Source organism: Actinoplanes sp. NPDC026623 (genome assembly GCF_040638275.1).
GTDB lineage: Bacteria > Actinomycetota > Actinomycetes > Mycobacteriales > Micromonosporaceae > Actinoplanes.
In genome coordinates, this window is record NZ_JBEZXZ010000064.1 from 20954 (window position 1) to 40708 (window position 19755).

16 protein-coding genes, 3 tRNA genes and 2 pseudogenes are annotated in these 19755 nt (G+C 69.7%); 7 read left to right on the forward strand and 14 right to left on the reverse strand.

Annotated elements, in window-relative coordinates; genetic code table 11:
• Positions 1-616: 616 nt before the first annotated feature.
• Positions 617-1501: a peptidase inhibitor family I36 protein gene (locus AB0F10_RS20340; protein WP_360626973.1), complete on the reverse strand. Its 885-nt coding sequence runs from the start codon at positions 1499-1501 to the stop codon at positions 617-619.
• A 1075-nt stretch (positions 1502-2576) separates the two neighbouring features.
• Here AB0F10_RS20340 and AB0F10_RS20345 point away from each other — a divergent pair.
• Positions 2577-3530: an AraC family transcriptional regulator gene (locus tag AB0F10_RS20345; protein WP_360626976.1), complete on the forward strand. Its 954-nt coding sequence runs from the start codon at positions 2577-2579 to the stop codon at positions 3528-3530.
• A gap of 109 nt (positions 3531-3639) precedes the next feature.
• Positions 3640-4620, forward strand: coding sequence for an AraC family transcriptional regulator (locus tag AB0F10_RS20350; RefSeq protein WP_360626979.1), 981 nt, complete (start codon positions 3640-3642; stop codon positions 4618-4620).
• Between the two features lie 328 nt (positions 4621-4948).
• On the opposite strand, the gene AB0F10_RS20355 is transcribed toward AB0F10_RS20350, so the two are convergent.
• From AB0F10_RS20355 to AB0F10_RS20405, 11 genes and pseudogenes are all read right to left on the reverse strand, one after another.
• Positions 4949-5767, reverse strand: coding sequence for a site-specific integrase (locus AB0F10_RS20355; protein WP_360627009.1), 819 nt, complete (start codon positions 5765-5767; stop codon positions 4949-4951).
• Between the two features lie 230 nt (positions 5768-5997).
• Positions 5998-6513 carry a hypothetical protein gene (locus AB0F10_RS20360; RefSeq protein WP_360626982.1) on the reverse strand — a complete coding sequence of 172 codons (516 nt, stop codon included), beginning with the start codon at positions 6511-6513 and terminating at the stop codon, positions 5998-6000.
• Positions 6514-6746: 233 nt separating this feature from the next.
• Positions 6747-6872 carry a hypothetical protein gene (locus AB0F10_RS20365; protein ID WP_360626985.1) on the reverse strand — a complete coding sequence of 42 codons (126 nt, stop codon included), beginning with the start codon at positions 6870-6872 and terminating at the stop codon, positions 6747-6749.
• 181 nt (positions 6873-7053) lie between these two features.
• A tRNA-Phe gene (locus AB0F10_RS20370) sits at positions 7054-7130 on the reverse strand.
• Between the two features lie 37 nt (positions 7131-7167).
• A tRNA-Asp gene (locus AB0F10_RS20375) sits at positions 7168-7241 on the reverse strand.
• A gap of 47 nt (positions 7242-7288) precedes the next feature.
• Positions 7289-7361: transfer RNA gene (locus AB0F10_RS20380), tRNA-Glu, on the reverse strand.
• A 123-nt stretch (positions 7362-7484) separates the two neighbouring features.
• A pseudogene (locus AB0F10_RS20385) lies at positions 7485-8162 on the reverse strand (B12-binding domain-containing protein); the annotation flags it as partial.
• Positions 8163-8783: 621 nt separating this feature from the next.
• Positions 8784-9011 (reverse strand): annotated as a pseudogene (locus AB0F10_RS20390) (MerR family transcriptional regulator); the annotation flags it as partial.
• Positions 9004-9591, reverse strand: a complete 588-nt coding sequence (gene idi / locus AB0F10_RS20395) for an isopentenyl-diphosphate Delta-isomerase (protein ID WP_360626988.1) — start codon at positions 9589-9591, stop codon at positions 9004-9006. The gene idi and the pseudogene AB0F10_RS20390, both read right to left, overlap by 8 nt.
• On the reverse strand, positions 9588-11093 hold the full coding sequence (crtI, locus tag AB0F10_RS20400) for a phytoene desaturase family protein (protein ID WP_360626991.1): 1506 nt from the start codon (positions 11091-11093) through the stop codon (positions 9588-9590). Before crtI ends, idi begins: the two co-directional genes overlap by 4 nt.
• A gap of 30 nt (positions 11094-11123) precedes the next feature.
• A complete protein-coding gene (locus AB0F10_RS20405) occupies positions 11124-12203 on the reverse strand; it encodes a polyprenyl synthetase family protein (protein ID WP_360627012.1) in 1080 nt (359 codons plus the stop codon).
• A gap of 105 nt (positions 12204-12308) precedes the next feature.
• On the opposite strand from AB0F10_RS20405, the gene AB0F10_RS20410 reads away from it, so the two are divergent.
• Entirely contained in the window at positions 12309-13214 is a 906-nt protein-coding gene (locus AB0F10_RS20410) for a phytoene/squalene synthase family protein (RefSeq protein ID WP_360626994.1), read from the forward strand.
• 1 nt (position 13215) lies between these two features.
• The gene (locus tag AB0F10_RS20415) at positions 13216-14547 is read left to right on the forward strand and encodes a deoxyribodipyrimidine photo-lyase (RefSeq protein ID WP_360626997.1); all 1332 of its coding nucleotides are present in this window, start codon (positions 13216-13218) and stop codon (positions 14545-14547) included.
• Between the two features lie 142 nt (positions 14548-14689).
• Here the strand turns inward: AB0F10_RS20415 and AB0F10_RS20420 are convergent, their stop codons facing one another.
• Positions 14690-15781: a serine hydrolase domain-containing protein gene (locus AB0F10_RS20420; RefSeq protein WP_360627000.1), complete on the reverse strand. Its 1092-nt coding sequence runs from the start codon at positions 15779-15781 to the stop codon at positions 14690-14692.
• Positions 15782-15819: 38 nt separating this feature from the next.
• Between AB0F10_RS20420 and AB0F10_RS20425 the strand changes: the two genes are divergently transcribed.
• Entirely contained in the window at positions 15820-17181 is a 1362-nt protein-coding gene (locus tag AB0F10_RS20425; RefSeq protein WP_360627003.1) for an NAD(P)/FAD-dependent oxidoreductase, read from the forward strand.
• On the opposite strand, the gene AB0F10_RS20430 is transcribed toward AB0F10_RS20425, so the two are convergent.
• The gene (locus AB0F10_RS20430) at positions 17178-17642 is read right to left on the reverse strand and encodes an ATP-binding protein (protein WP_360627015.1); all 465 of its coding nucleotides are present in this window, start codon (positions 17640-17642) and stop codon (positions 17178-17180) included. The genes AB0F10_RS20425 and AB0F10_RS20430 overlap by 4 nt on opposite strands.
• Before the next feature lie 751 nt (positions 17643-18393).
• Here AB0F10_RS20430 and AB0F10_RS20435 point away from each other — a divergent pair.
• Both AB0F10_RS20435 and AB0F10_RS20440 read left to right on the forward strand, forming a co-directional pair.
• On the forward strand, positions 18394-18705 hold the full coding sequence (locus AB0F10_RS20435; RefSeq protein WP_262012285.1) for a transposase: 312 nt from the start codon (positions 18394-18396) through the stop codon (positions 18703-18705).
• Positions 18702-19616, forward strand: a complete 915-nt coding sequence (locus AB0F10_RS20440; protein WP_360627006.1) for an IS3 family transposase — start codon at positions 18702-18704, stop codon at positions 19614-19616. Before AB0F10_RS20435 ends, AB0F10_RS20440 begins: the two co-directional genes overlap by 4 nt.
• The last annotated feature ends 139 nt before the right edge of the window (positions 19617-19755 follow it).

Sequence of the window (19755 nt, forward strand, 5' to 3'; positions counted from 1 at the left end):
GCGGCGCTTCTGTGTCGGGTGGTTCGGACGGCGAGCGCCGCACCGGCGGCGGCGACACCGGCCACGGCGGCGAAAACCATCCAGCGGGGACGCTCGGGCGGGCTCTGACGTCGAGGCGGCGAGATCACGCTCCACGCATCGACAGGGTCGGTGCAGGGTTGAGGACAATTGGTGCCTGCCCTTTCAGCCGGCCCTTTCAGGCCGGCCCCTTTCAGCCGGCCGCGAGGCAGCTGGCTGCCGGACCCTGTCCGTGCGTCCGGCGGGGCCTCTCCGGCTGCGGGGATGAGGGCCGCCATCCCGCCCACCGACGACCCAGGGCGAAGCCGAACAGACCTGCCCAGGGGTGCAAGGTGGTGCGCCCTACCGGACGAACGACGTTGGCGCCCTGGGCCAGACCCGCTCCACGGTGTGTGGATCGGCGGCGGACGGGGCGAATCTTGCGTGCGATCTGCGTGCGGCAAGCACCGGCAAATGGGCGGTCAACAGAGGTGATCAACAGCGCCGACGTGAGGCGGACAGCAGAACGCCCACCGGCGTTTCCGCAGGTGGGCGGTGCTCAAGGTCCGGCGAGAGGCTGGTGGTCACGGGGACCGGACCCGGTGGATGTCGCCGCGCTCTACCTCTCGTTGTATCCCTGGGAGTTCCAGAACGAGGTGGGGTCCGAGTTATCCAGAGTGGGGTCGCCGACGCTGACGGCCGCATGGGTCTGGCGTCCGGACCGGACCTCGACGTGGGTGTGTGCGGCCGAACTGGAAGACACCCCGTGCCACGACTCGTCGGCGATAACCTCGCCCCGGCTGATGGCGTCGCCCACGCTCACGGCGGCCCTCGGTGCGGAGTGCAGGTAGATCACCGTCTTGTTCGACGAGGCGTTGTAGACGGCGATCGTGGACAGCCCGCCACTACCGGTGCTCCCGTGCGCGACGTAGGTGACCGTTCCGGCCACCAGGGCGTGCACGTCCGAGCCGACGCTCCGGGCGATGTCGATGCCCTCGTGCCGGCCGGGGGTGTTGTTGTAACCGTCGAAACCGCACGTGATCGCGCCGCCACTGGTCTCGTACAACGCGTACGACAGGTTCGTGCGCGCTGACGGCGAGAACTGGTGCGAGGCGTTGTTGTTCTTCAGCGTCGCGTTCAGGTTGCCCTTCGCGCCGGCCGCGAAATTCTGGTACTCGCCACCGTAGTTGCTGTTGAAGTAGACCCGGACGGTCACGCCGCTCCTGTTCCAGACCGAGGCCGCCTCGTTCTTGACGCACGTGCCTTTACCGCTGCCGGATCCTTTGAAGTCGTAGCACTCGGGCTGCTTGGCGCCGTAGTCATCGACCGAACCGGTGAAGTCCGAGATCGATCCCTCGTTGTTGCTGTTGTAGTAGTAGCAGAACTCGCCGCTGTCGCAGACGCCGTCCCGGGCCGCAGCTGATGCCGGCGAGGAGAAGCTCAGGATTGCGGTAGCGGCGGCGAGCGCGACACCGGCGACGGCCAGCTTTCTACGGATGTTCATGGTGTCCTTTCGTGGACGGCGAGGGGTGGTTTGCGGGTCACTGCCCGCGCTGGTACTGCTGCCAGGTTTCGATCGGGATGCGGGAGCCGCGGTTGGCGAGGCCGTTCATGCCGAGGTAGTAGTCGCCGGCCTGGTGCTGCTCCTGGCCGGACAGGTCCGTGTCGTTGATCGCGGCGGCGTGGATGTGCCACGGCCAGTCACCCCTGGCTGGGGTCGCCGGCCCCAGGCGGCGAAGCCGACCTGGCGCAAGGCCCGTACGACGGCGGTGCGCCTGGCCGTGGTCGTGCCGGTGATCAAGATGTCCACGACCCCCGGCCGTCGTGGATTACCGGCCGATGGCCACGCACAGCCGGCGAGCCGGACGGCTAACCGGGGACGGCGCAAGGTCGATCCTCCTCGTGGCTGGTGAGTCGCATTCGGAACGGACATCACCTTGCAATAGGCGGCCCGCTGTTCGGTAGCCCCGCAGCCCTGTCAGATTGATCAGACCACCACTGAGCTCGATGAATGCGGTGTTGTCAGCTTGGCTAGCACCCGGACTGACATCGAGCGTTCGCACTTTGGTACCCGCCGGGGCGACCGGAGCCCGGGAAATCGACCGGGTAGTGGCTCGGCCTCTGGAGGCAACGGACGTCACTAGGCGCCGGACTCCACGATGCCCGGCACACGGGACAGGTCGGCGGACTGCTCTGGAACACCGACGACGGGGAACGGTGGCCGGCGGTCCCGCCGAACAGCCCTGAACGAGACCAGGACTGAGACCTAAGGCGGGCGATCCCGTGACCGCAGACTCCCCGATACGCGTACGTTCGGCCGGGACGCCCAGGCGGCCGGCGAGCGACGTTGTGTGACGTCGAGGAACGATGGCCATCGCACTGGGAACACCGTCGGGTGACGGGCGCGGCTATGCACTTCTCATAGCATGTGGTTGAAGGAGTCATCCTTGTCGACACATGTTGCAGGAGTGACGTCGCCCCTGCGGGCATGCGCCTCGGATGGGAGAAGGAGCCGGCCCTGACTCCTACCTGATCTGCGGAGAGGAACCGCGATGTGCCCCGCCGTTGATGATGCCCGGGTGGACGATGTGGTACCGGTGCGTCGTGTCGAGCTGGTCACCGAGGATCCGGAGCACGCCGTCGAGGCCGTGCGTAACACCTACGCCGGCACCCGGATCAGAATCTCCGGCGTCGAGGACGCCTTCCTCTACCGGCAGCGCACCATCGTGGCAGGGCCGCTGGCGGTCGACACCATCACGAACCCGATCACGATCGGTGTCGACTGCCCCCCGTACGAATACCTGTGCGTGGCCTCAGCCGCCCGCGCCCGAGCCAGCTTCCGCACAGGCGCTCAGGAAATCCAGATGAGCGCCGGTGACACCATCGCCTACCCGGTCGGTGAACCGTTCACCGGAACCACTTGCGACATGGACACCCGGCTCCTGCGCTTGCCTCTGGTGCCGCTCGCCGCCCGCGCCGGCCTGGCGGCGGACACGTTCCGCCTCACCGCGATGACTCCCACCTCGACCGCGATGGGCCACCACGTACGCGCCACCCTGCACCATCTGCACCGGGCGCTGGAAGACCCGGACACGGCCCTCGCCCATCCCCTGGTCCTGGCCACCGCGATGGACCTCATGGTCACCGCCGTGCTGGCTGCATTCCCGTACACCGGCGAGCCCGCCGACACCCACCCCAGGCGGGTCCTGCCCGCCGCGATCCGCCGCGCGGTCGCGTTCATCGAGGCCCACCCCGAACAGCCGCTCACCCTGGCCGACATCGCCGCCGCGGCCGCGATCAGCGTCCGCGGTCTGCGGTACGGCTTCCGCCGCTACCTGGATGCCACCCCTGCCCTCTACCTGCGGCAGGTCCGGCTCACCCACGCCCACGACGACCTGCGGGCCGCCGAGCCCACCCATGGCGATGAGGTGGCCACCATCGCCCGCCGCTGGGGCTTCGGCGACCCGCGCCGGTTCGCCGACTACTACCGGACCGCCTATGGACGCCCACCGTCGGACACCCTGCATCACTGAACAGGACCGCCCGCGCGGCACACGAAGGGGGGCCTCGTACTGCGGAATGAGGCGGCGCGAAGATGGGCAGTGGGTACAGGGAGACCGATGTCGTTCGGGAGGGAGAGCGATGTTCTCCACCACTGACGATCCGCACGGTGGTGGCGCCGTACCGGTGCGCCGTTTCGAGTTGGCCACCGACGATCCGGAACAAGCCGTCGAGATCGTGCGCGCCACCTATGCCGACACCCGGATGAGGATATTCGGAGACCAGGACACCTTCTTATATCGGCAGCGCACCATCGCCGTCGGGGCGCTGGCAATGGACGAGGTGACCAGCCCGATCGGCGTCCATCTCGAGTGCCCCCGATTGACCGACTTGTGCTTCGCCGCGGTATACCACGCCCAGAGCGGCGTCCGCGCCGTCGGCCAGGAGGTCGAATTGGCCGACGGTGACACCTTGCTGTATCCGGTGGGCGAAACGTTCACCGCGACCGCCCGCGATCTCGACAGCAAGATCCTGCGGCTGCCCGTCGCTCCGGTCGCGTGCCGCGCCGGGGCGAATCTGGACGGGTTCCGGTTCACGTCTATGACCCCGAACTCGCCGGCGCTGGCACGCTACTTCCGCGCCACCATGGAGTACGTCTGCCAGGCGTTGCAGGAGCAGGACACCGCCCTGGCACATCCGCTGGTCCTGGCCGGCGTGATCGACGCGATCGCCGGCGCCGCGCTGGCCGCGTTCCCGCACAACAGCGACCAGGTCAGCGACTACCTGCGCCGGGCCTGGCCGGCCGCGATCCGCCGCGCGGCGGCGTACATCGACGCGAACCCCGCCCAGCCGATAACGCTGGCCGACATCGCCGCCGCGGCCGGGCTCGGCATCCGCGCCCTGCAAACCGGTTTCCGGCAACACCTGGGCAGCACCCCGATGCTCTACCTACGCCAGGTTCGGCTCGACCACGCCCACCACGACCTGCAGAACGCCGACCCCAACCAGGGCGACGATGTGGCCACCATCGCTCGACACTGGGGCTTCGGGCACCTCGGCCGCTTCGCCGGCTACTACCGCGCCACCTACGGGCGCCCACCCCGAGACACCCTGTACAGCTGACCCCATAGCACCGCGAGGTGCACGCAGCGCGGTATCCGAGACCAGGCCGGCGGACTCTTCGGTGCTGACCAGCGCCGACATGAACCAGGTAGGGCGCGGCGCGGAGGCTCTGAGGGTGATTGAGACCACAAGATCATGCAGCCTGTTGAGCTGAGCTCGGAAAAGCAGAACGCCCACCGTGCGTTTCCGCAGGTGGGCGGTGCTCAAAGCCCGGCGAGAGGCTTGGTGGCCAGGGGCGGGGTCGAACCGCCGACCTTCCGATTTTCAGTCACGCACATTTTCGCAGGTCAGAGCGTTCCAACATGCCGCCGTGCGATCCAGCGTGCGATTAGCTGCGCATGGTGATGTGGCGGGGCAGCCGTGCGACGTCCCCGTGTGCGGCGAGATCCGAGAGGGCGTTGGCGATCTCCCGGTCACGTCCGTCAACCGCGTGCAAGTAGCGACGGGCGGCGGCCATGGTCGAGTGCCCGAGCCTCTTCATCAGGTCTGCGAGCGTCGCCCCCGTCTGAGCGGCCAGCGTCTGCCCCGTGTGGCGCAGGTCGTGGAATGTCATGTCGATACCGACCTTCCCGCGTGCTCGGACGAACGCCTGATAGAGGGTGTTGCCTCGGAGAGGGCCGCCGTCGCGGCTGACGAACAGGCGCTCCTTGCCGGCGTACTCGTCGAGGTGTAGTCGTACCAGCGGCATGACGTGCGGCGGGATGGTGATCGTGCGTTTGCCCGCTTCCGACTTCGGATCCTTGTCGTGGGCTCGGCCTGGAGCGTGCAGCGGCTCGACACGATTCTTCCGAACAGTGATCGTGTGGTTGGTCAGATCGACGTCAGTGACGCGGAGCCCGCCGATTTCTCCGCGCCGAAGACCGCACCATGCGGCGATGAGAACGGCAGTGCGGTAGCAGGGCGTGATGGCCTCCACCAAGGCGACGACCTCGGCAGGGGTCGCCACTGGCCGCTCGACCGACTTGACGGTGCCAGCCCCGGGGATCTGGCAAGGGTTACGACCGAGGATGCCGTCGCGGACCGCGGTGTTCATGACCATGCGCAGGAACCGGTAGGACTGCGAGATAGATGTACGCCCACCATCGCCCCGCAGTGCTGCGGCGTGCCAATGCCTGACGGTGGCCGGGCTGACCGTCCGAAGCGGCACGTCGAGCAACGGGACCAGATGTAGCCGCATGTTGCGTTCGCATGTCTCCCGCCACCGGACGCCGATCTTCGGACTGTCCCGCAGGACGGCGCGAGCGTAGTTGCCGAACGTTTCCGCGCCGGCGCGATCGTCAAGGCGCCGCGCAAGCGCGGCGCGGCCGGACGCGCTCGGCCTGCTGGCGGCCTCCGGCCGGCATCGGCCGGCGCGCCGGCCACCTGCACTCAGGTCGCTCAGTAGGCCCAGGGCTCGGGACCCTGCTTGAGTACCTGCACGCCGCGATCCTCCGCGACTGGCCACATCGTGACCCGGTACTCCAGATGGTCTCCCGGATCAGACTCCGAGAACTTCGACGGCCGCCGCCCCGTCTGGAGGTACCCCACGCGCACCCGGTACTTCCCCGGCGCGACAGGGACCGGTTCGACCTCCGAGGGCAGCTCCGTGGCACCCGTGACCGTCAGCTGCCCCGAGGGAACCGCGACATCAGCCTCAACGACATGGTCGTAGCCGTCGAGTGGACCGAGGACCGGGAGGTTGCTCGAAACCGTCAGTGTCACCGGCACGTAGTCGTAGCGAGCCGTACCGACCACGACGCAGTGACGCTCCACCGCGATCCGCCACGCGTCGTCGGCCTTGTCCCAGGTGTCGCCGTCAAATACGTCTTCGGTGGCCTCTGCGTCCGAGATGACGAAGGTCAGGTGGTCGGCGTAAGGCTCGAACTGGTGGACCCGCACACGGTCTTCTGACACGGCTGACACGCTACAAGGTCGGGCCTCCGGCGGGGGCTCTCGGGCTTCTGGGATGAGGGCTGCCATCCCGTCCGCCGTCGCCCCAGGCGGAGCCGAGCAGACCTGGCCCAGGGCGCCAAGGTCGTACGTCCGGTAGGGCGCTCCACCTTGGCGCCCTGGGCCAGGCCCGCTCCACAAGGTGTGGGTCGACGGCGGACGGGATGGCTTGGGGCGCGTGGCGAGGCGGTCACAGCTCAGCTGTCGTCACCGTCGTCTTTGCGGACTTCTCGGCCGATGCGTTGGGGCAGACCCCTGTCTCGGGCGACGCCAAGCGCCACTGCGATGAGCGCCAACACCGCGATCACGATGACCACTTCCATCGCCCGAGTGTAGGGAGCGAGCACAACCGCGGCGTGCGATCTGCGTGCGACAAGCACCGGCAAAAGGCGGTCAACAGAGGTGATCAACAGTGCCGACGTGAGGCGCCCGATCTCGCCTGGGCAGCAAAACGCCCACCGGCGTTTCCGCTGGTGGGCGGTGCTCAAAGCCCGGCGAGAGGCTTGGTGGCCAGGGGCGGGGTCGAACCGCCGACCTTCCGATTTTCAGTCGGACGCTCGTACCAACTGAGCTACCTGGCCCTGCCGCGCAATGGTGCACGCGTTTCTGGCTAGTTTGCGGTCCTGACGGGACTTGAACCCGCGACCTCCGCCTTGACAGGGCGGCGAGCACTCCAACTGCTCCACAGGACCTTGCTGTGCTGCTACTTTCTACCACTTACCCGACCGAGGTCGGTTCGTACCCCCAACGGGATTCGAACCCGTGCTACCGCCTTGAAAGGGCGGCGTCCTGGGCCACTAGACGATGAGGGCAACCCCGCCATCATTGCATATTTCAACTTCCGGCGGCGTGGGCCCCAACCGGCCCCGCTTGAGGCTTGGAAAGCATACGTGATGTCCCCGCTCTCATCCAAACCGGTATCCCCGCCGCCGCGTCTAGGGCTCTGACCTGCGGTTATGTCCGTGGTTGGTCGGCGCGGCGGCGATCGACACCAGGCGCACCGCCTCCGCGAGGCTCTGCACCGGAGTGACGTCTTCGGGAAGTTCGTGCCTCGGCCAGCCCGGTCCGGCCGCCGCGGCGAGCAGTGGCCGGTGCGGCGCGGTGAGCACGGTCACCCATTGCTCCGGGCTGCCGGTGGCCGGCATGTGGGACCAGAGCACGACCGCGGCCGGTCCGGTCCGGGCGATGGCGTCGCCGAGTGCCTGCGGCGGCACCCGTGCCCCGAGCAGCCGGCTGGGGACACCGGCCTGGGCCAGCGAGGCGGCCAGCGCCTCCAGGGGGAGCGTGTGCTGTTCCTCGTCGGCGGCCGCGAGCAGGACCCGTGGCGATTGGAGGCCAGCTGGCCGAGCCACCGCGCTGAGCACCTCGGTGATGCTGCGGGAGACCAGGTGTTCGACCTCGATGAAGCGGTTGGTTGCCGCGTAGCGCTCGCCGATTCCGATCAGCACCGGCGTGATCACTTCATCCCAGACCGCGACGACGCCGAGGTCGGCGATGCTCGCCTCGAGGATTTCGCGCAGGGCGGGGGCGTCGAGTCGCATCGCGGCCCGGGCGAGGCCGCGAGCGGCGGGGCCGGCCCTGCCCGTGCGGATGGCGTTCCCGCCACCGTCGCGCGCGGCGAGGAGCCGGTCGGGCCACACCGCATCCACCCTGTTGGGCGGGCCGGCTCGCCGTCCGGGCGGCGCTTCATCGGGAGGCCGTGGCAGGCCTTCGAGCGGCGTTTGGGTGGTGCCGCCGCCGGCCGGTGCCAGCCGAGCATCGCTCTGGGTCTCGCCGGCTGCCTTCCGAGGGGGGCGGTCGCCACCCGCCGATCGAGGAGCCGCTACCTGCCCGGCCGGATCGTTGCCAATCCCATACCCGGTGCCCGTCTCCTGGTCGTGGCCGCTCGCCGCTTCCGAAGCGTCGCCGCGGGCTACTGGGCGAAGCTCGTGGCGGTCAGTTCCGGGAGGGTCATCGCGAATTGCCGGGTCGAGGTCGTGCCCGCCCGTCCCGGGAGCGCCGTCGCGGGGTTTCCGGGGGTCGTGGTCGCTCGCGACAGCGGAACCGCCGCCGCGTACCGGCTGCGGCCGGTCGTCTTCGCTCGCCGGTGTAGCACTCTCGCCGTCCGCGTCTCCCGGTGCCTTTCCGCCGGACGCGCCCTGCGGGTCATCACCCACGACGGGGTATCCGGCCGGCTGGTGCACCGCGAAGACGCCGGGCGGCAGCGTCGGCGGCATGGCGATGTCGATCGGCACCGGCACGCGCAGAGCCCAGGCCGCGGCCTCCGCCGGCGCCACGCCCTGTGTGGTCAGCCGGCGCATCACCTGCAGCCGGGCCATGTCCTCCGGCGTGTAGCGCCGGTGGTGCCCCGGCACGTGATGACTGGGCCCCAGCCCGTACCGCTGATGCCAGGTGCGCAGGGTGGTCACGGCGACGCCCAGACGCCGGGCGACCGCCCCCGCCGTCAGGGCGCCGTCAGCCACCCGATGGCTCCGCTAAGTCGTCGGCCGGCCGCGGCTGTGCCTCGAGGTGGCGGATCAGTGAACCGGTGACCCCCCGCAGCCAGGGGGCGTAGGACCGGGGATCGTCGCTCAGGCCCGCCGTCAGCTCCTCAATCGAGACCCAGCGGACGGCGGCCACCTCGTCGGAGTCGATCATCAGGCCCAGGTCTGCCGACGCATCGCCCACCAGTACGTGGTCGTACTCGTATTCGACCCGGCCGGTCGACGGGTCTTCGGCGTAATACGAGTACACGCCGGTCTCGGTCAGGTCGACGCCGTGCGCGCCGATCTCCTCGACCAGGCGGCGGGCGGCGGCCGTCGCCGGCGCCTCGCCCGGCAGGGGATGGCCGCAGCAGGTGTTGGCCCAGCGCAGCGGGAACCGGGTCTTGACCGCGGCCCGTTGTTGCAGCAGGACCCGGCCCGACGGATCGCGGAGGAACACGGAGAAGGCCCGGTGCAGCCGGCCAGGCGCCCGGTGCGCCTCATCGACCGTGGCAGCGCCGGTTGGCTTGCCGAGGGCGTCGACGAGCTCGACGAGGTGTGCCTCGCGGGAGCCGGTCATGCCACCCTCCCGACGAGGTCGTTCGCGACGCCCGTTATGCGGGCGGCCGCCAGCTTTCCGGAGATCAGCACCATCGGTACGCCGACGCCCGGCTGGGTGCCGGAGCCGGTGAAGACCACGTTTTCCAGGGTCGGGTGCAGATTTGCCGGGCGAAAGGGTCCGGTCTGGGTGAAGGTGTGCGCCGACGCGAACGGAGTCCCGGCGGCCATGCCCTGGGCGGCCCAGTCGTCAGGGGTGATCACCCGTTCGACCTCGATGCCGTCCCGGAAGCCCACATAGCCGCGCTGCTCCAGCACCGCGGTCAACTCGTCGGCGTAGCGGCGGCCGAGACCGCCTCTCCAGTCGAACGGTGCCACGTCGAGGTTGGGCGTCGGGGCCAGCACGTAGTAGGTCTGCCGTCCGTCCGGCGCGACACCGGGGTCGCTGCGGCTGGGATTGGTGACGAGCAGCGACGGGTCACTCATCAACAGCCCCTGGTTGATGACCTCATCGAAGGTGCCCTTCCACGCCCCTCCGAAGTGGATGTTGTGATGGGCAATCTTCGAATAACTCCGCGTGGATCCGATGTGGAGCACCACGCAGGACGGCGAGTATTTCAGCCGGCGTGGGCGGCGGGACCCGGGCAGCAGGTCGCGGTAGGCGACCGGCAGATCCGGGTTGAGCACCACGACGTCGGCACTCAGGCGCTCGCCTCCGTCGGTCAGCACGGCGGTCGCACGGCCGTTCGCCGTCTCCACCCCGGTCACGGTCGTCTCGTAGCGGAACTGCACGCCGTGCTTCTCCGCCGCGCCTGCGAGCGCCCTCGGCACCGCGTGCATGCCACCGCGCGGGAAGAACACTCCGGCCACCGAGTCGAGGTAGGCGATGACCGCGTAGATGGCGAGGGCGTCGTGCGGTGCCAGCCCCGCATACATGGCCTGGAAGGAGAAGATGCGCTGAGTCCGGTGATCGCGGAAGTACTGGCTGATCTTCGGCTGGAGCCGGCGGAAACCACCCATGCCGAGCAGCTTGAGCAGGTTGAGATTGATCAGGTCGAGCGGCGTGTCCAGGTTGCGGTCGATGAAGGCGTTCCGCTCGAGATGCCACAGGCCGCGGGCGAAATCGACGAAGCGCAGGTAGCCGTCGGCCTCACGGGGACCACAGAGCCGGGAGATCTCGGCGGCCATCCGGACCGGGTCGGTGCGCACGTCCAGGGTGGATCCGTCCGGGTAGTAGGCCCGGTACGCCGGATCGAGAGGGGTCAGCTCGAGCCAGTCGGACAGCTTCTCCCCGACGGCCGCGAGGGGCTCGGCGATCAGCTCGGGCATGGTCAGCACGGTCGGCCCGGTGTCGAACTCGTATCCGTCGACGGACAGCCTGCCGGCGCGGCCACCCGGCACGGCCTCCCGTTCGACGACCGTCACCTGCCGCCCGGCCGCGGCCAGGTGCAGCGCACAGGCAAGGCCGCCCAGTCCGGCGCCGACCACCACCACGCGGTCGGTCGGTCCCGTCGTTCTTCGCACGTCACAGCTCCAGGGGTCGGAGAAAGGCCATCATCTCGGACGGTGGGTCGCGGTGACCGCCAGGTCCGTCAGCGCAGCGTATGCATCGTCGTGGATCGGTGTGCCCGCGAGCGCTGCGACACCCTCGGACACCCGCCGCTGAATCAGGGCCTCCACGTGCGCGACCGCGCCGGTCTCGGCGATCACCTCGGCACGCCGGGCAACCGATCGGGCGCATTCGGAGCCGACGGCGAGCTCGGCTCGCTGCGCGGGGGTGGCGAGCTGGTGCGCCAGCATCAGCAGGGCGGTGGGCTTTCCGGTACGCAGGTCGTCGCCGGCCGGCTTTCCGGTGACGAGGGGATCGCCGTAAACACCCAGGAGGTCGTCGCGGAGCTGGAATGCCTCGCCGACCGCGAGGCCGTAGCGGCTGTAGGCCTCGTCGATCGCGGCCACGTCGGCCTCGGGCGGGCCGGCCAGCGCGAGCCCGAACTGCAGCGGCCGCCGCACGGTGTAGCTCGCGGTCTTGTTACGCGCGACCAGCAGCGCGCGCTCGAGGGACCAGGCGCCGGGCTCGGCCTCGCCGAGAACGTCCAGATACTGCCCCGCGATGGCCTCGATGCGCATCCGGTCGTAGCCGGCGCGCGCGGCGAACAAGGTCGCCGGGCGCAGCGTCGCCCGGGCCAGGAGCTGATCGGCCCAGACCAGGCAGAGATCGCCGAGGAGGATCGCCGACGCAGTGCCGAATCGGTCCGAATCGCCGGATCGGGCCGCGTCGCCGTGCTCCGTGGCGAAGATCCGGTGTGCCGTCGGATTGCCCCGTCGGGTTGCGGAGCCGTCCATGACGTCATCGTGTATCAGCGCGAACATGTGCATCAGTTCCAGTGCTGCCAGCGCCGGCAGCACCGGTTCGACGGGTGCGTGCGGGCTCACGACGCCGCGCCAGCCCCAGTAGGCGAAGGTCGGGCGTAGCCGCTTGCCGCCGGCGAGCACGAGCTCACGGGTCTTGCTCGCGAAGCGTCCGAGCGCCGGGTCCACGCCGCCCAGTGCCGAGATCTGGTCGTTCAGAAACTCGGCCAGGGTGGCCTCGACGGCGGGCGCCAGATCACCCGGAGAGGCGGTCCGGCGAAGTATTCCGAATCGAAGGCTTTCCTCGAGGATGTCGTTGGCCACGACAGCCAGGTTACCGTAAGCTTCCAGTTGCGTCGATTCATGAGTCGATTTGGTTTTGGAGGGTCCGTGGAGATCGATCTTGCAGCGGCATACGAGCGGTGCCGCAGGATCCACAAGCGCCACGGTCGTACCTACTATCTGGCTACCCAGTTGCTGCCGTCCTGGAAACGTCGCCATGTGCACGCCCTCTACGGCTTCGCGCGCTATGCCGACGAGATCGTCGACCGCACCGAGGACCTGCCTCCGGCCGCGCGCGCCGCACGGCTCGGCGCCTGGTCAGACGAGTTTCTGGCCGGGCTGGCCGGCGCGCCGAGCGGTGACCCGTTGCTGCCGGCGGTTCTCCACACGATCGCGGTGTTCGACCTGGATCCTGCCGACTTCGCGTCGTTCCTGCGCAGCATGGCAATGGATCTCACCGTCACGTCCTACGCGACATATGACGACCTGCTCGACTACATGGAGGGGTCGGCGGCCGTCATCGGCACGATGATGCTGCCCATCCTGGGTTCGAGAGACCTGGTGGTCGCCCGCGAGCCGGCCCGCCAGCTCGGCTTCGCCTTCCAGCTCACCAACTTCATCCGCGACGTCGGCGAGGACCTCGACCGCGGTCGCACGTATCTGCCGGAGGCCGACCTCGCCGAGTTCGGCGTCACCCACGACGACCTGCTGGCCGCTCGGGCGCAGGGCCGCTCGACCCCGCAGATCAAGGCCCTGATCCGGGCCGAGGTGGCCCGCGCCGACGAGCACTACGCCGCTGCGGCTTCCGGCGTCCCCCTGCTGCTGCCCGGCTCACAGGCCTGCATGCGCACGGCCTTCCAGCTGTACGGCGGGATCCTCGACGAGGTCGTCGCGGCCGACTATGACGTCTTCGTCCGCCGAGCCAGGGTCCCCGGCCGGCGCCGGGTCCGGGTGGCGGCCCGGTCCCTGCTGACCAGGGCAGGCACCCCGATGGCCGCGTCGGCCCGAGGCTGAGATGCGGACCGCCGTGGTTCTGTTCACCCGCGACCTGCGGGTGCACGACAACCCCGCCCTCGCCGCAGCCTGTGCGTCCGCCGAGCGGGTCGTGCCGCTCTTCGTGCTCGATCCGCACCTGCTACGGCTCTCCCCCAACCGGGCGCTCTTCCTGCACCAGAGCCTCGCCGACCTGCGCGAGACCCTGCGCCGCCTGGGCGGCGACCTGGTGATCCGCACGGGCGAGCCGGTCGCGGAGGCGATCAGGCTGGCCCGCGAGGTCGAGGCCGAGGGGATCGCGCTCGCCGCCGACGTCAGCGGCTACGCCCGGCGCCGGGAGCAGCGCCTCGAGCGGGAGGGCGAGCGACACCGCATCTCGGTCCGGCACTTCCCCGGCACCACGGTCGTCCCGCCGGGCGGCGTGCGACCTGGTGGCGGCGATCACTACCGGGTCTTCTCGCCATACCACCGGGCCTGGGAATCGGCGGCATGGCGCGACGAGTCCGCCACCCCTGACAAGGTCACTCTGCCGCCGGGCGTCGCCGCGGGCCGGCTTCCGAAGGCACCGGAGAACGAGTCCCCAGGGGCGGCGCCCGGCGGCGAGAGCGAGGGAAGGCGCCGGCTCGCGGCGTGGCTTCGGCATATCGAGCCGTACGACGACCTGCACGACCAGTTGGCCGCCGACGGAACCTCCCGGCTGAGCGCCTACCTGCGGTTCGGATGTGTCTCGCCGCTGGCGGTGGCAAACGCGGCGCGCGGAATCGGCGGCCCGGGCGCGGACGCCTTCGTCCGCCAACTCTGCTGGCGCGACTTCTACTACCAGGCCACCGCCGCGTTTCCGGCGATCTCGACGGAGGCCTACCGCAGGGCAGGCGACTCCGGGTGGCGTGCCGACGACGACGCGCTCAAGCAGTGGCAGAACGGCACGACCGGGGTGCCGGTGGTGGACGCCGGCATGCGCCAGTTGCGCGCCGAGGGGTGGATGCACAATCGCGCCCGGCTGATCACCGCGTCGTTCCTCACCAAGCATCTGGGGCTCGACTGGCGCCACGGCGTGAGATGGTTCTTCCGCTGGCTGATCGACGGCGACGTGCCGAACAATTCCGGCAACTGGCAATGGGTGGCCGGCACGGGCCACGACACCAAGCCCTACCGGCGGTTCAATCCGATCCGGCAGGCGGAGCGCTTCGACCCCGACGGCGCGTACGTGCGTCGTTACGTACCCGAGTTGAAATCCGTCGAGGGGAAGGCCGTGCACCAGCCCTGGCGGCTGCCGGAGGCGGTGCGCTCAGATCTCGACTATCCGGGGCCACTCGAGTCGCATCGCGACGATGCGGTCTGGCTGCGGCCATGACCCGACGGGAGAATTCCGTTCGACAAGCCCGGCGGGAGCGGACGCGGCTCCGGCCGGCCCGGAGCTTTCGTCGATTGAAGGCTGGCAGGACCCGGAGGACAGGACGTTCCGAACTCGGGACGGCGCCGGCGGGCGGCCCCGGTCAGCCGGGAATCCGTACCGAGGAGATCGCGGCGTCGATCGCCCCGACCCGGTCGAAGTCGCCCAGCTGCCGCGTCACGAAGGCAATCGCGTGACCCGTCTTCGGGTCCGCCCACGCCGCATTGCCGCCGAGGCCACCCATGCCCCACGTCCCGTCGGGCTCCAGTTGCACCCCGAGACCCCACGTCGTCTGGCTCTCGATGAAGAGATCCTGACCCGAAAAGTGCGCCGACGTCAGGTCTTCGACGAGCGCCGCGCTCAGCAGACGGCGGCCGTCCAGAATCCCACCGGCGAGCAGCCCGGCATAGAAGCGCGCGAGGGAGCCGGCCGTGGCGTGCAGGTTCACCGCTGGCACGACGGCATCACGCCAGAGCGGGCTGTTGACGACCGCGAGATCACGCGCGCCGGGCGGATTCAGAACCGCCAGCGTTCGCACCGATTCCGGCTCGCCGAGCATCAGCGCGGGCCGGTCCGGCCGGTCGAACTCCAGCTCGGCGCATCGCTCCGGCTCGGCGGTACCGAAGCCGAAGTCCAGCCCCCAGGGCGCGGCGATCTCCTCGGCGACGAACCGCGCCGGCGGCCGGCCGTCGACCCGGCGGATGATCTCGCCCAGCAGATGGCCATAGGTCAGCGCGTGCTCGGCCGCCACCGTGCCCGGCGGCCACTGCGGGCTCGCGCCGGCCAGGTCCGCGCAGAGCAGATCCCAGTCGCCCCAGTCCGACGCCTTCCGGGGTACCGGAAAGAAGGGCAGGCCCGCCGTGTGAGTAAGCACCTGGCGTACGGAGGCGGGGGCCCGGAATCCGGGCCAGTGCCGCGCGATCGGATCATCGAGCCCGACGAGGCCGCGGTCCACCAGCAGCAGCACGCCCAGCGCGATCACCGGCTTGCCGACGGAATACACATTGACCAGGGTTCTCTCGACCCACGGTCGGGTCCGGGCGGCGTCGGCCCAGCCCTCGCGCAGATCCACCACCCGCGCACCGTCGCGCAGCACGCAGAGTGCGGAACCGCCGCTGGGATGTGCCGCGAGGGCCTCCCGGACGGCTTCGTATCCGGGCGCCACGAAGCCGTGGGCATCATCGTCGGCTGACATGTGCGCACGGTACCGGCGAAAAGTGGAAGGGTGTTCGCATGGGCGAAGGACAGCAAGTTGATGTCGTGGTCGTCGGCCTGGGCGTGGGCGGCGAGGAGGTCGCCGGACGGCTCGCGGAGGCGGGCCTCGATGTGGTCGGTATCGAGGACACGCTGGTCGGCGGCGAGTGTCCCTATTGGGGGTGCATCCCGACCAAGATGATGATCCGCGCGGGCAACGCGCTCGCCGAGGCTCGCCGCATTCCCGGGCTGGCCGGCAATGCTCAGGTGCAGCCCGACTGGGCACCCGTCGCGCGCAGAATCCGGGACGAGGCGACCGACACCTGGGATGACAAGGTCGCCGTCGACCGCTTCACCGCCAAGGGCGGCCACTTCGTCCGCGGCCGGGCCGCCATCGCCGGGCCGGGTCGCGTCAGGGTGAACGACCAGGAGTGGACCGCGAGCCGCGGCATCGTGATCGCCACCGGCACGAAGGCGATCATCCCGGCCATCGACGGGCTCGCCGGCACCCCTTACTGGACCAACCGCGAGGCCGTCGAGGCCGAAACCCTGCCGGCCACCATGCTCGTCCTCGGCGGGGGCGCCATCGGACTCGAGCTCTCCCAGGTCATGGCCCGCTTCGGCGTGAAGGTCACGGTCATCGAGGGCAGCGGCCGCCTGCTTGCCATGGAGGAGCCCGAATCCTCCGCGTCGGCCGCCGCGGCCCTGGCCGCCGACGGCGTAAAGATCCTCACCGGGGTACGCGCACAGCACGTCTCCCATTCCGGCACCGCCTTCAGCGTCGTGCTCACCGACGGCTCGACCGTGACCGGGGAACGGCTGCTCGTCGCCACCGGACGCGCGGCCCGCCTCGACGGCCTGAGCGTTGAGGCGATCGGCCTGGACCCGGCGGCCCGTTTCGTCAGCACCGACGACTGGATGCGTGCCGCCGACAAGGTCTGGGCGGTCGGCGACGTGACCGGCAACGGCGCGTTCACCCACATGGCGATGTACGAGGCGGATGTCGCGGTCCGCGACATCCTCGGCCAGGGCGGGGCCGCCGCCGACTTTCACGCCAAGCCGCGCGTCACCTTCACCGATCCGGAGATCGGGGCGGTCGGCTACACCGAGAAGCAGGCCCGCGACGCCGGCCTCGACGTGCAGGTCGGCTACTCGAGCCTGCCGTCCTCGTCGCGCGGGTTCATCCACGGGCCGGGCAACGAGGGCTTCATCAAAGTCATCGCCGACCGGAGCCGGGGTGTGCTGGTGGGCGCCACCTCAGCCGGGCCATCGGGCGGCGAAGTGCTGGGCGCCCTGGCCGTGGCGGTGAAGGCAGAGGTTCCGATAACCACGCTCAAGGCGACGATCTGGGCGTACCCGACATTCCACCGGGCGATCGGAGATGCCCTGCGGAGCCTCTAGAGCGAAAGCATCGCGGTGATGGTGGTCCCGCTGGGCGACGAGACGATGCGGAGCTCGGACATCTGCCGGGCGATCCACAGCCCGCGGCCGCCCGGAAGCGACGGCGACGGCAGAACCCGCCCGACCGAAGCCGGCTCCGCCAGGCCCGGTCCGGCGTCGCTGACCCTGCAGTGCAACACGCCGCCACCCACCCAGAGGCGCAACCGCCCGGAACCGCCGCCGTGCCGGACGGCATTACTGGCCAACTCGTGGGCGACCAGCATCATCGTGTCCACGAGGCGGCCGGCGGGTATCGCGGCCACCTGTGCGGCGACGGCCGACCGCACGCCGGACAGGCCGTCGCCGTCGAAACCCAGCTCGAGCAGGACTGTCGTAGTCCCGGTCGGGTCCCTGCGGGCAGCCCGGGCCGGCCGGTTCGAGGCGTGGTGGCGACGGCCGGCGCCCATCGACTCGGCGCCCATCACCGCGCGCCAGCCTTCCGAGCGCGGGGGCGCCCGCCAATGTCGGTGTTCGCTAGGTCGGCCTTTCGCAGACCGCGAGGATCCGGGCCTCGCGCGGGAGAACGGGGCCCCGCGGGCAGCGTTGTCATCAGGACCGCGTCCGGTCGGCTGCCGGCGCCACCCGGCCGGTCACCGCCCACGAGACCTGTGCGGCAGGAACTTCTACTGTCGCGGAACCGGTCCGCGGCGTTATCCAGCCGCCTCAGTAGCAGGCCCGGGCCGGTCCGCGTCGCCGCCACCTTCCGGGGATAGAGGAACGCGACGCATGCGTGGCCGTCGGGACCGAGTCGACTCATCGGCGTCGCGGCGGCCATGAAATCTCCTCAACTAACCCCGGGTCCGCAACGTACCCGATAGGCAGGTCCTCCGAGCATGGATTAGAGGTGCCCATCTACCGGCACAGCGAGCGCCGCGCCCGTTAACGCCGGCCGAGCGACGTCGTTGCCGCAGGGTCCGCGGTAGGTCGCGTTGGTGGGCGCCGTTCGCTCGTCCCTCGCTGCTCCGGCACGCTCGCAGCCCGGCGCGGCCTTCGCGGGGCACTGACCTTCGCCGGATGCGGCGCCTTGACCTGCCCGTCAACTGCCACCAGAGCTTCGCCTCCTGGCTTCGCCTCCTGGCTTCGCCTCCTGGCTTCGCCTCCTGGCTTCTGAGTTCCCCCCGGTTTGGTGGAGCTTCTCAAGCATGATCGACTGATCATGGGTAGGAAGTATCCGTGGCCGCACCGAAGAAGTACCCCGACGAGCTCAGAGCGCGTGCTGTGCGTCTGTATCGCGAGTCAGACCCGAAACCGACCATCCGGCGGTTGGCAGAGCAGTTGAACGTGCATCACGAGGCGCTCAGGAACTGGATCCGGCAGGCCGAGGCCGACGCGGGCGAGCGTCATGACCGGCCCACCAGCGAGATGGCCGAGGAGAACCGCCGGCTACGTGAAGAGGTCGCTGAGCTGCGCCGGGTCAATGAGATCCTGCGTGCGGCATCCTCGTATTTCGCGTCGGAGCTCGGCCCGACCCGGCGACGGTCATGAGGTTCATCAACGAACATCGTGACCGCTTCGCGGTCGCGCTCCTGCTACGGGTCCTGGGCATCGCCGAGTCCACCTACTACCAGTGGATCAGGCAGGCCGAACAGCCCTGTGAGCGGGACCTGGTCGACCTCGGGCTGCTCTCCAACATTTATGAGATCTGGGAGGCGTCCGGGTTCACCTATGGCGCCGACCGCGTCCACCGGCAGCTACGCCGCGACGGCATCCGCGTGGGCCGCAAGCGGGTCGAGCGGCTGATGGCCGGGCAGGGCTGGCACGGGGCGTTCCTGCGCCGCGGCTGGCGCGGCGGCTCAACGAAGCAGGATCCGCGGCACACGCCGGCGCCGGATCTGGTCAACCGCCAGTTCACCGCGGCCGGCCCGAACCGGCTGTGGGTCGCCGACGCCACCCGGATCCCGACCGGCGAGGGCGTGTTCTGGCTGGCCGCCGTCCGTGACGTGTTCTCCCGCCGGATCGTCGGCTGGAAGACCTCGGACCGGTGTGACACCGATCTGATCCTGGCCGCGCTCGAGTACGGCATCTGGTCGCGTGACGTCCGCGACGGCCAGTTGATCCACCACTCGGACAGGGGCTCGAACTATACGAGCTTCCGCTTCTCACAACGCTTGCAGGACAACGGAATCCGGCCCTCGATGGGGTCGGTCGGTGACTCCTACGACAACGCGCTGATGGAAAACTTCTGGTCCACGCTGAAGATCGAACTCGTGTACCGCACGAGCTGGCGGACCCGCGACGAGGCCGAGAACGCGATCTTCGAATACATCGACGGCTGGTACAACACCCGCCGCATCCAGAAGGAACTGGGCTACCTCAGCCCCGACGAATACGAGGCGGCCTGGCACGCCCAGACCGAGCCAGATAACCTCACTCCTGCCCCGACCGGAAGCAGGTAACCACCGCTCCGTCAAAGCGGGGGGAACTCATTCGCCTCCTGGCTTCGCCTCCTGGCTTCGCCTCCTGGCTTCGCCTCCTGGCTTCGCCTCCTGGCTTCGCCTCCTGGCTTCGCCTCCTGGCTTCGCCTCCTGGCTTCGC

What these genes read in the sequence shown, in the direction of transcription:
- AB0F10_RS20350 (WP_360626979.1), top strand. Translation starts at nt 3,640, where the DNA reads ATGTTCTCCACCACTGACGATCCGCACGGTGGTGGCGCCGTACCGGTG.
- AB0F10_RS20415 (WP_360626997.1), top strand. Translation starts at nt 13,216, where the DNA reads ATGCGGACCGCCGTGGTTCTGTTCACCCGCGACCTGCGGGTGCACGAC.
- AB0F10_RS20365 (WP_360626985.1), bottom strand. Translation starts at nt 6,872, where the DNA reads ATGGAAGTGGTCATCGTGATCGCGGTGTTGGCGCTCATCGCAGTGGCG.
- AB0F10_RS20420 (WP_360627000.1), bottom strand. Translation starts at nt 15,781, where the DNA reads ATGTCAGCCGACGATGATGCCCACGGCTTCGTGGCGCCCGGATACGAA.
- AB0F10_RS20340 (WP_360626973.1), bottom strand. Translation starts at nt 1,501, where the DNA reads ATGAACATCCGTAGAAAGCTGGCCGTCGCCGGTGTCGCGCTCGCCGCC.
- AB0F10_RS20440 (WP_360627006.1), top strand. Translation starts at nt 18,702, where the DNA reads ATGAGGTTCATCAACGAACATCGTGACCGCTTCGCGGTCGCGCTCCTG.
- AB0F10_RS20425 (WP_360627003.1), top strand. Translation starts at nt 15,820, where the DNA reads ATGGGCGAAGGACAGCAAGTTGATGTCGTGGTCGTCGGCCTGGGCGTG.
- idi (WP_360626988.1), bottom strand. Translation starts at nt 9,591, where the DNA reads ATGACCGGCTCCCGCGAGGCACACCTCGTCGAGCTCGTCGACGCCCTC.
- AB0F10_RS20430 (WP_360627015.1), bottom strand. Translation starts at nt 17,642, where the DNA reads ATGGGCGCCGAGTCGATGGGCGCCGGCCGTCGCCACCACGCCTCGAAC.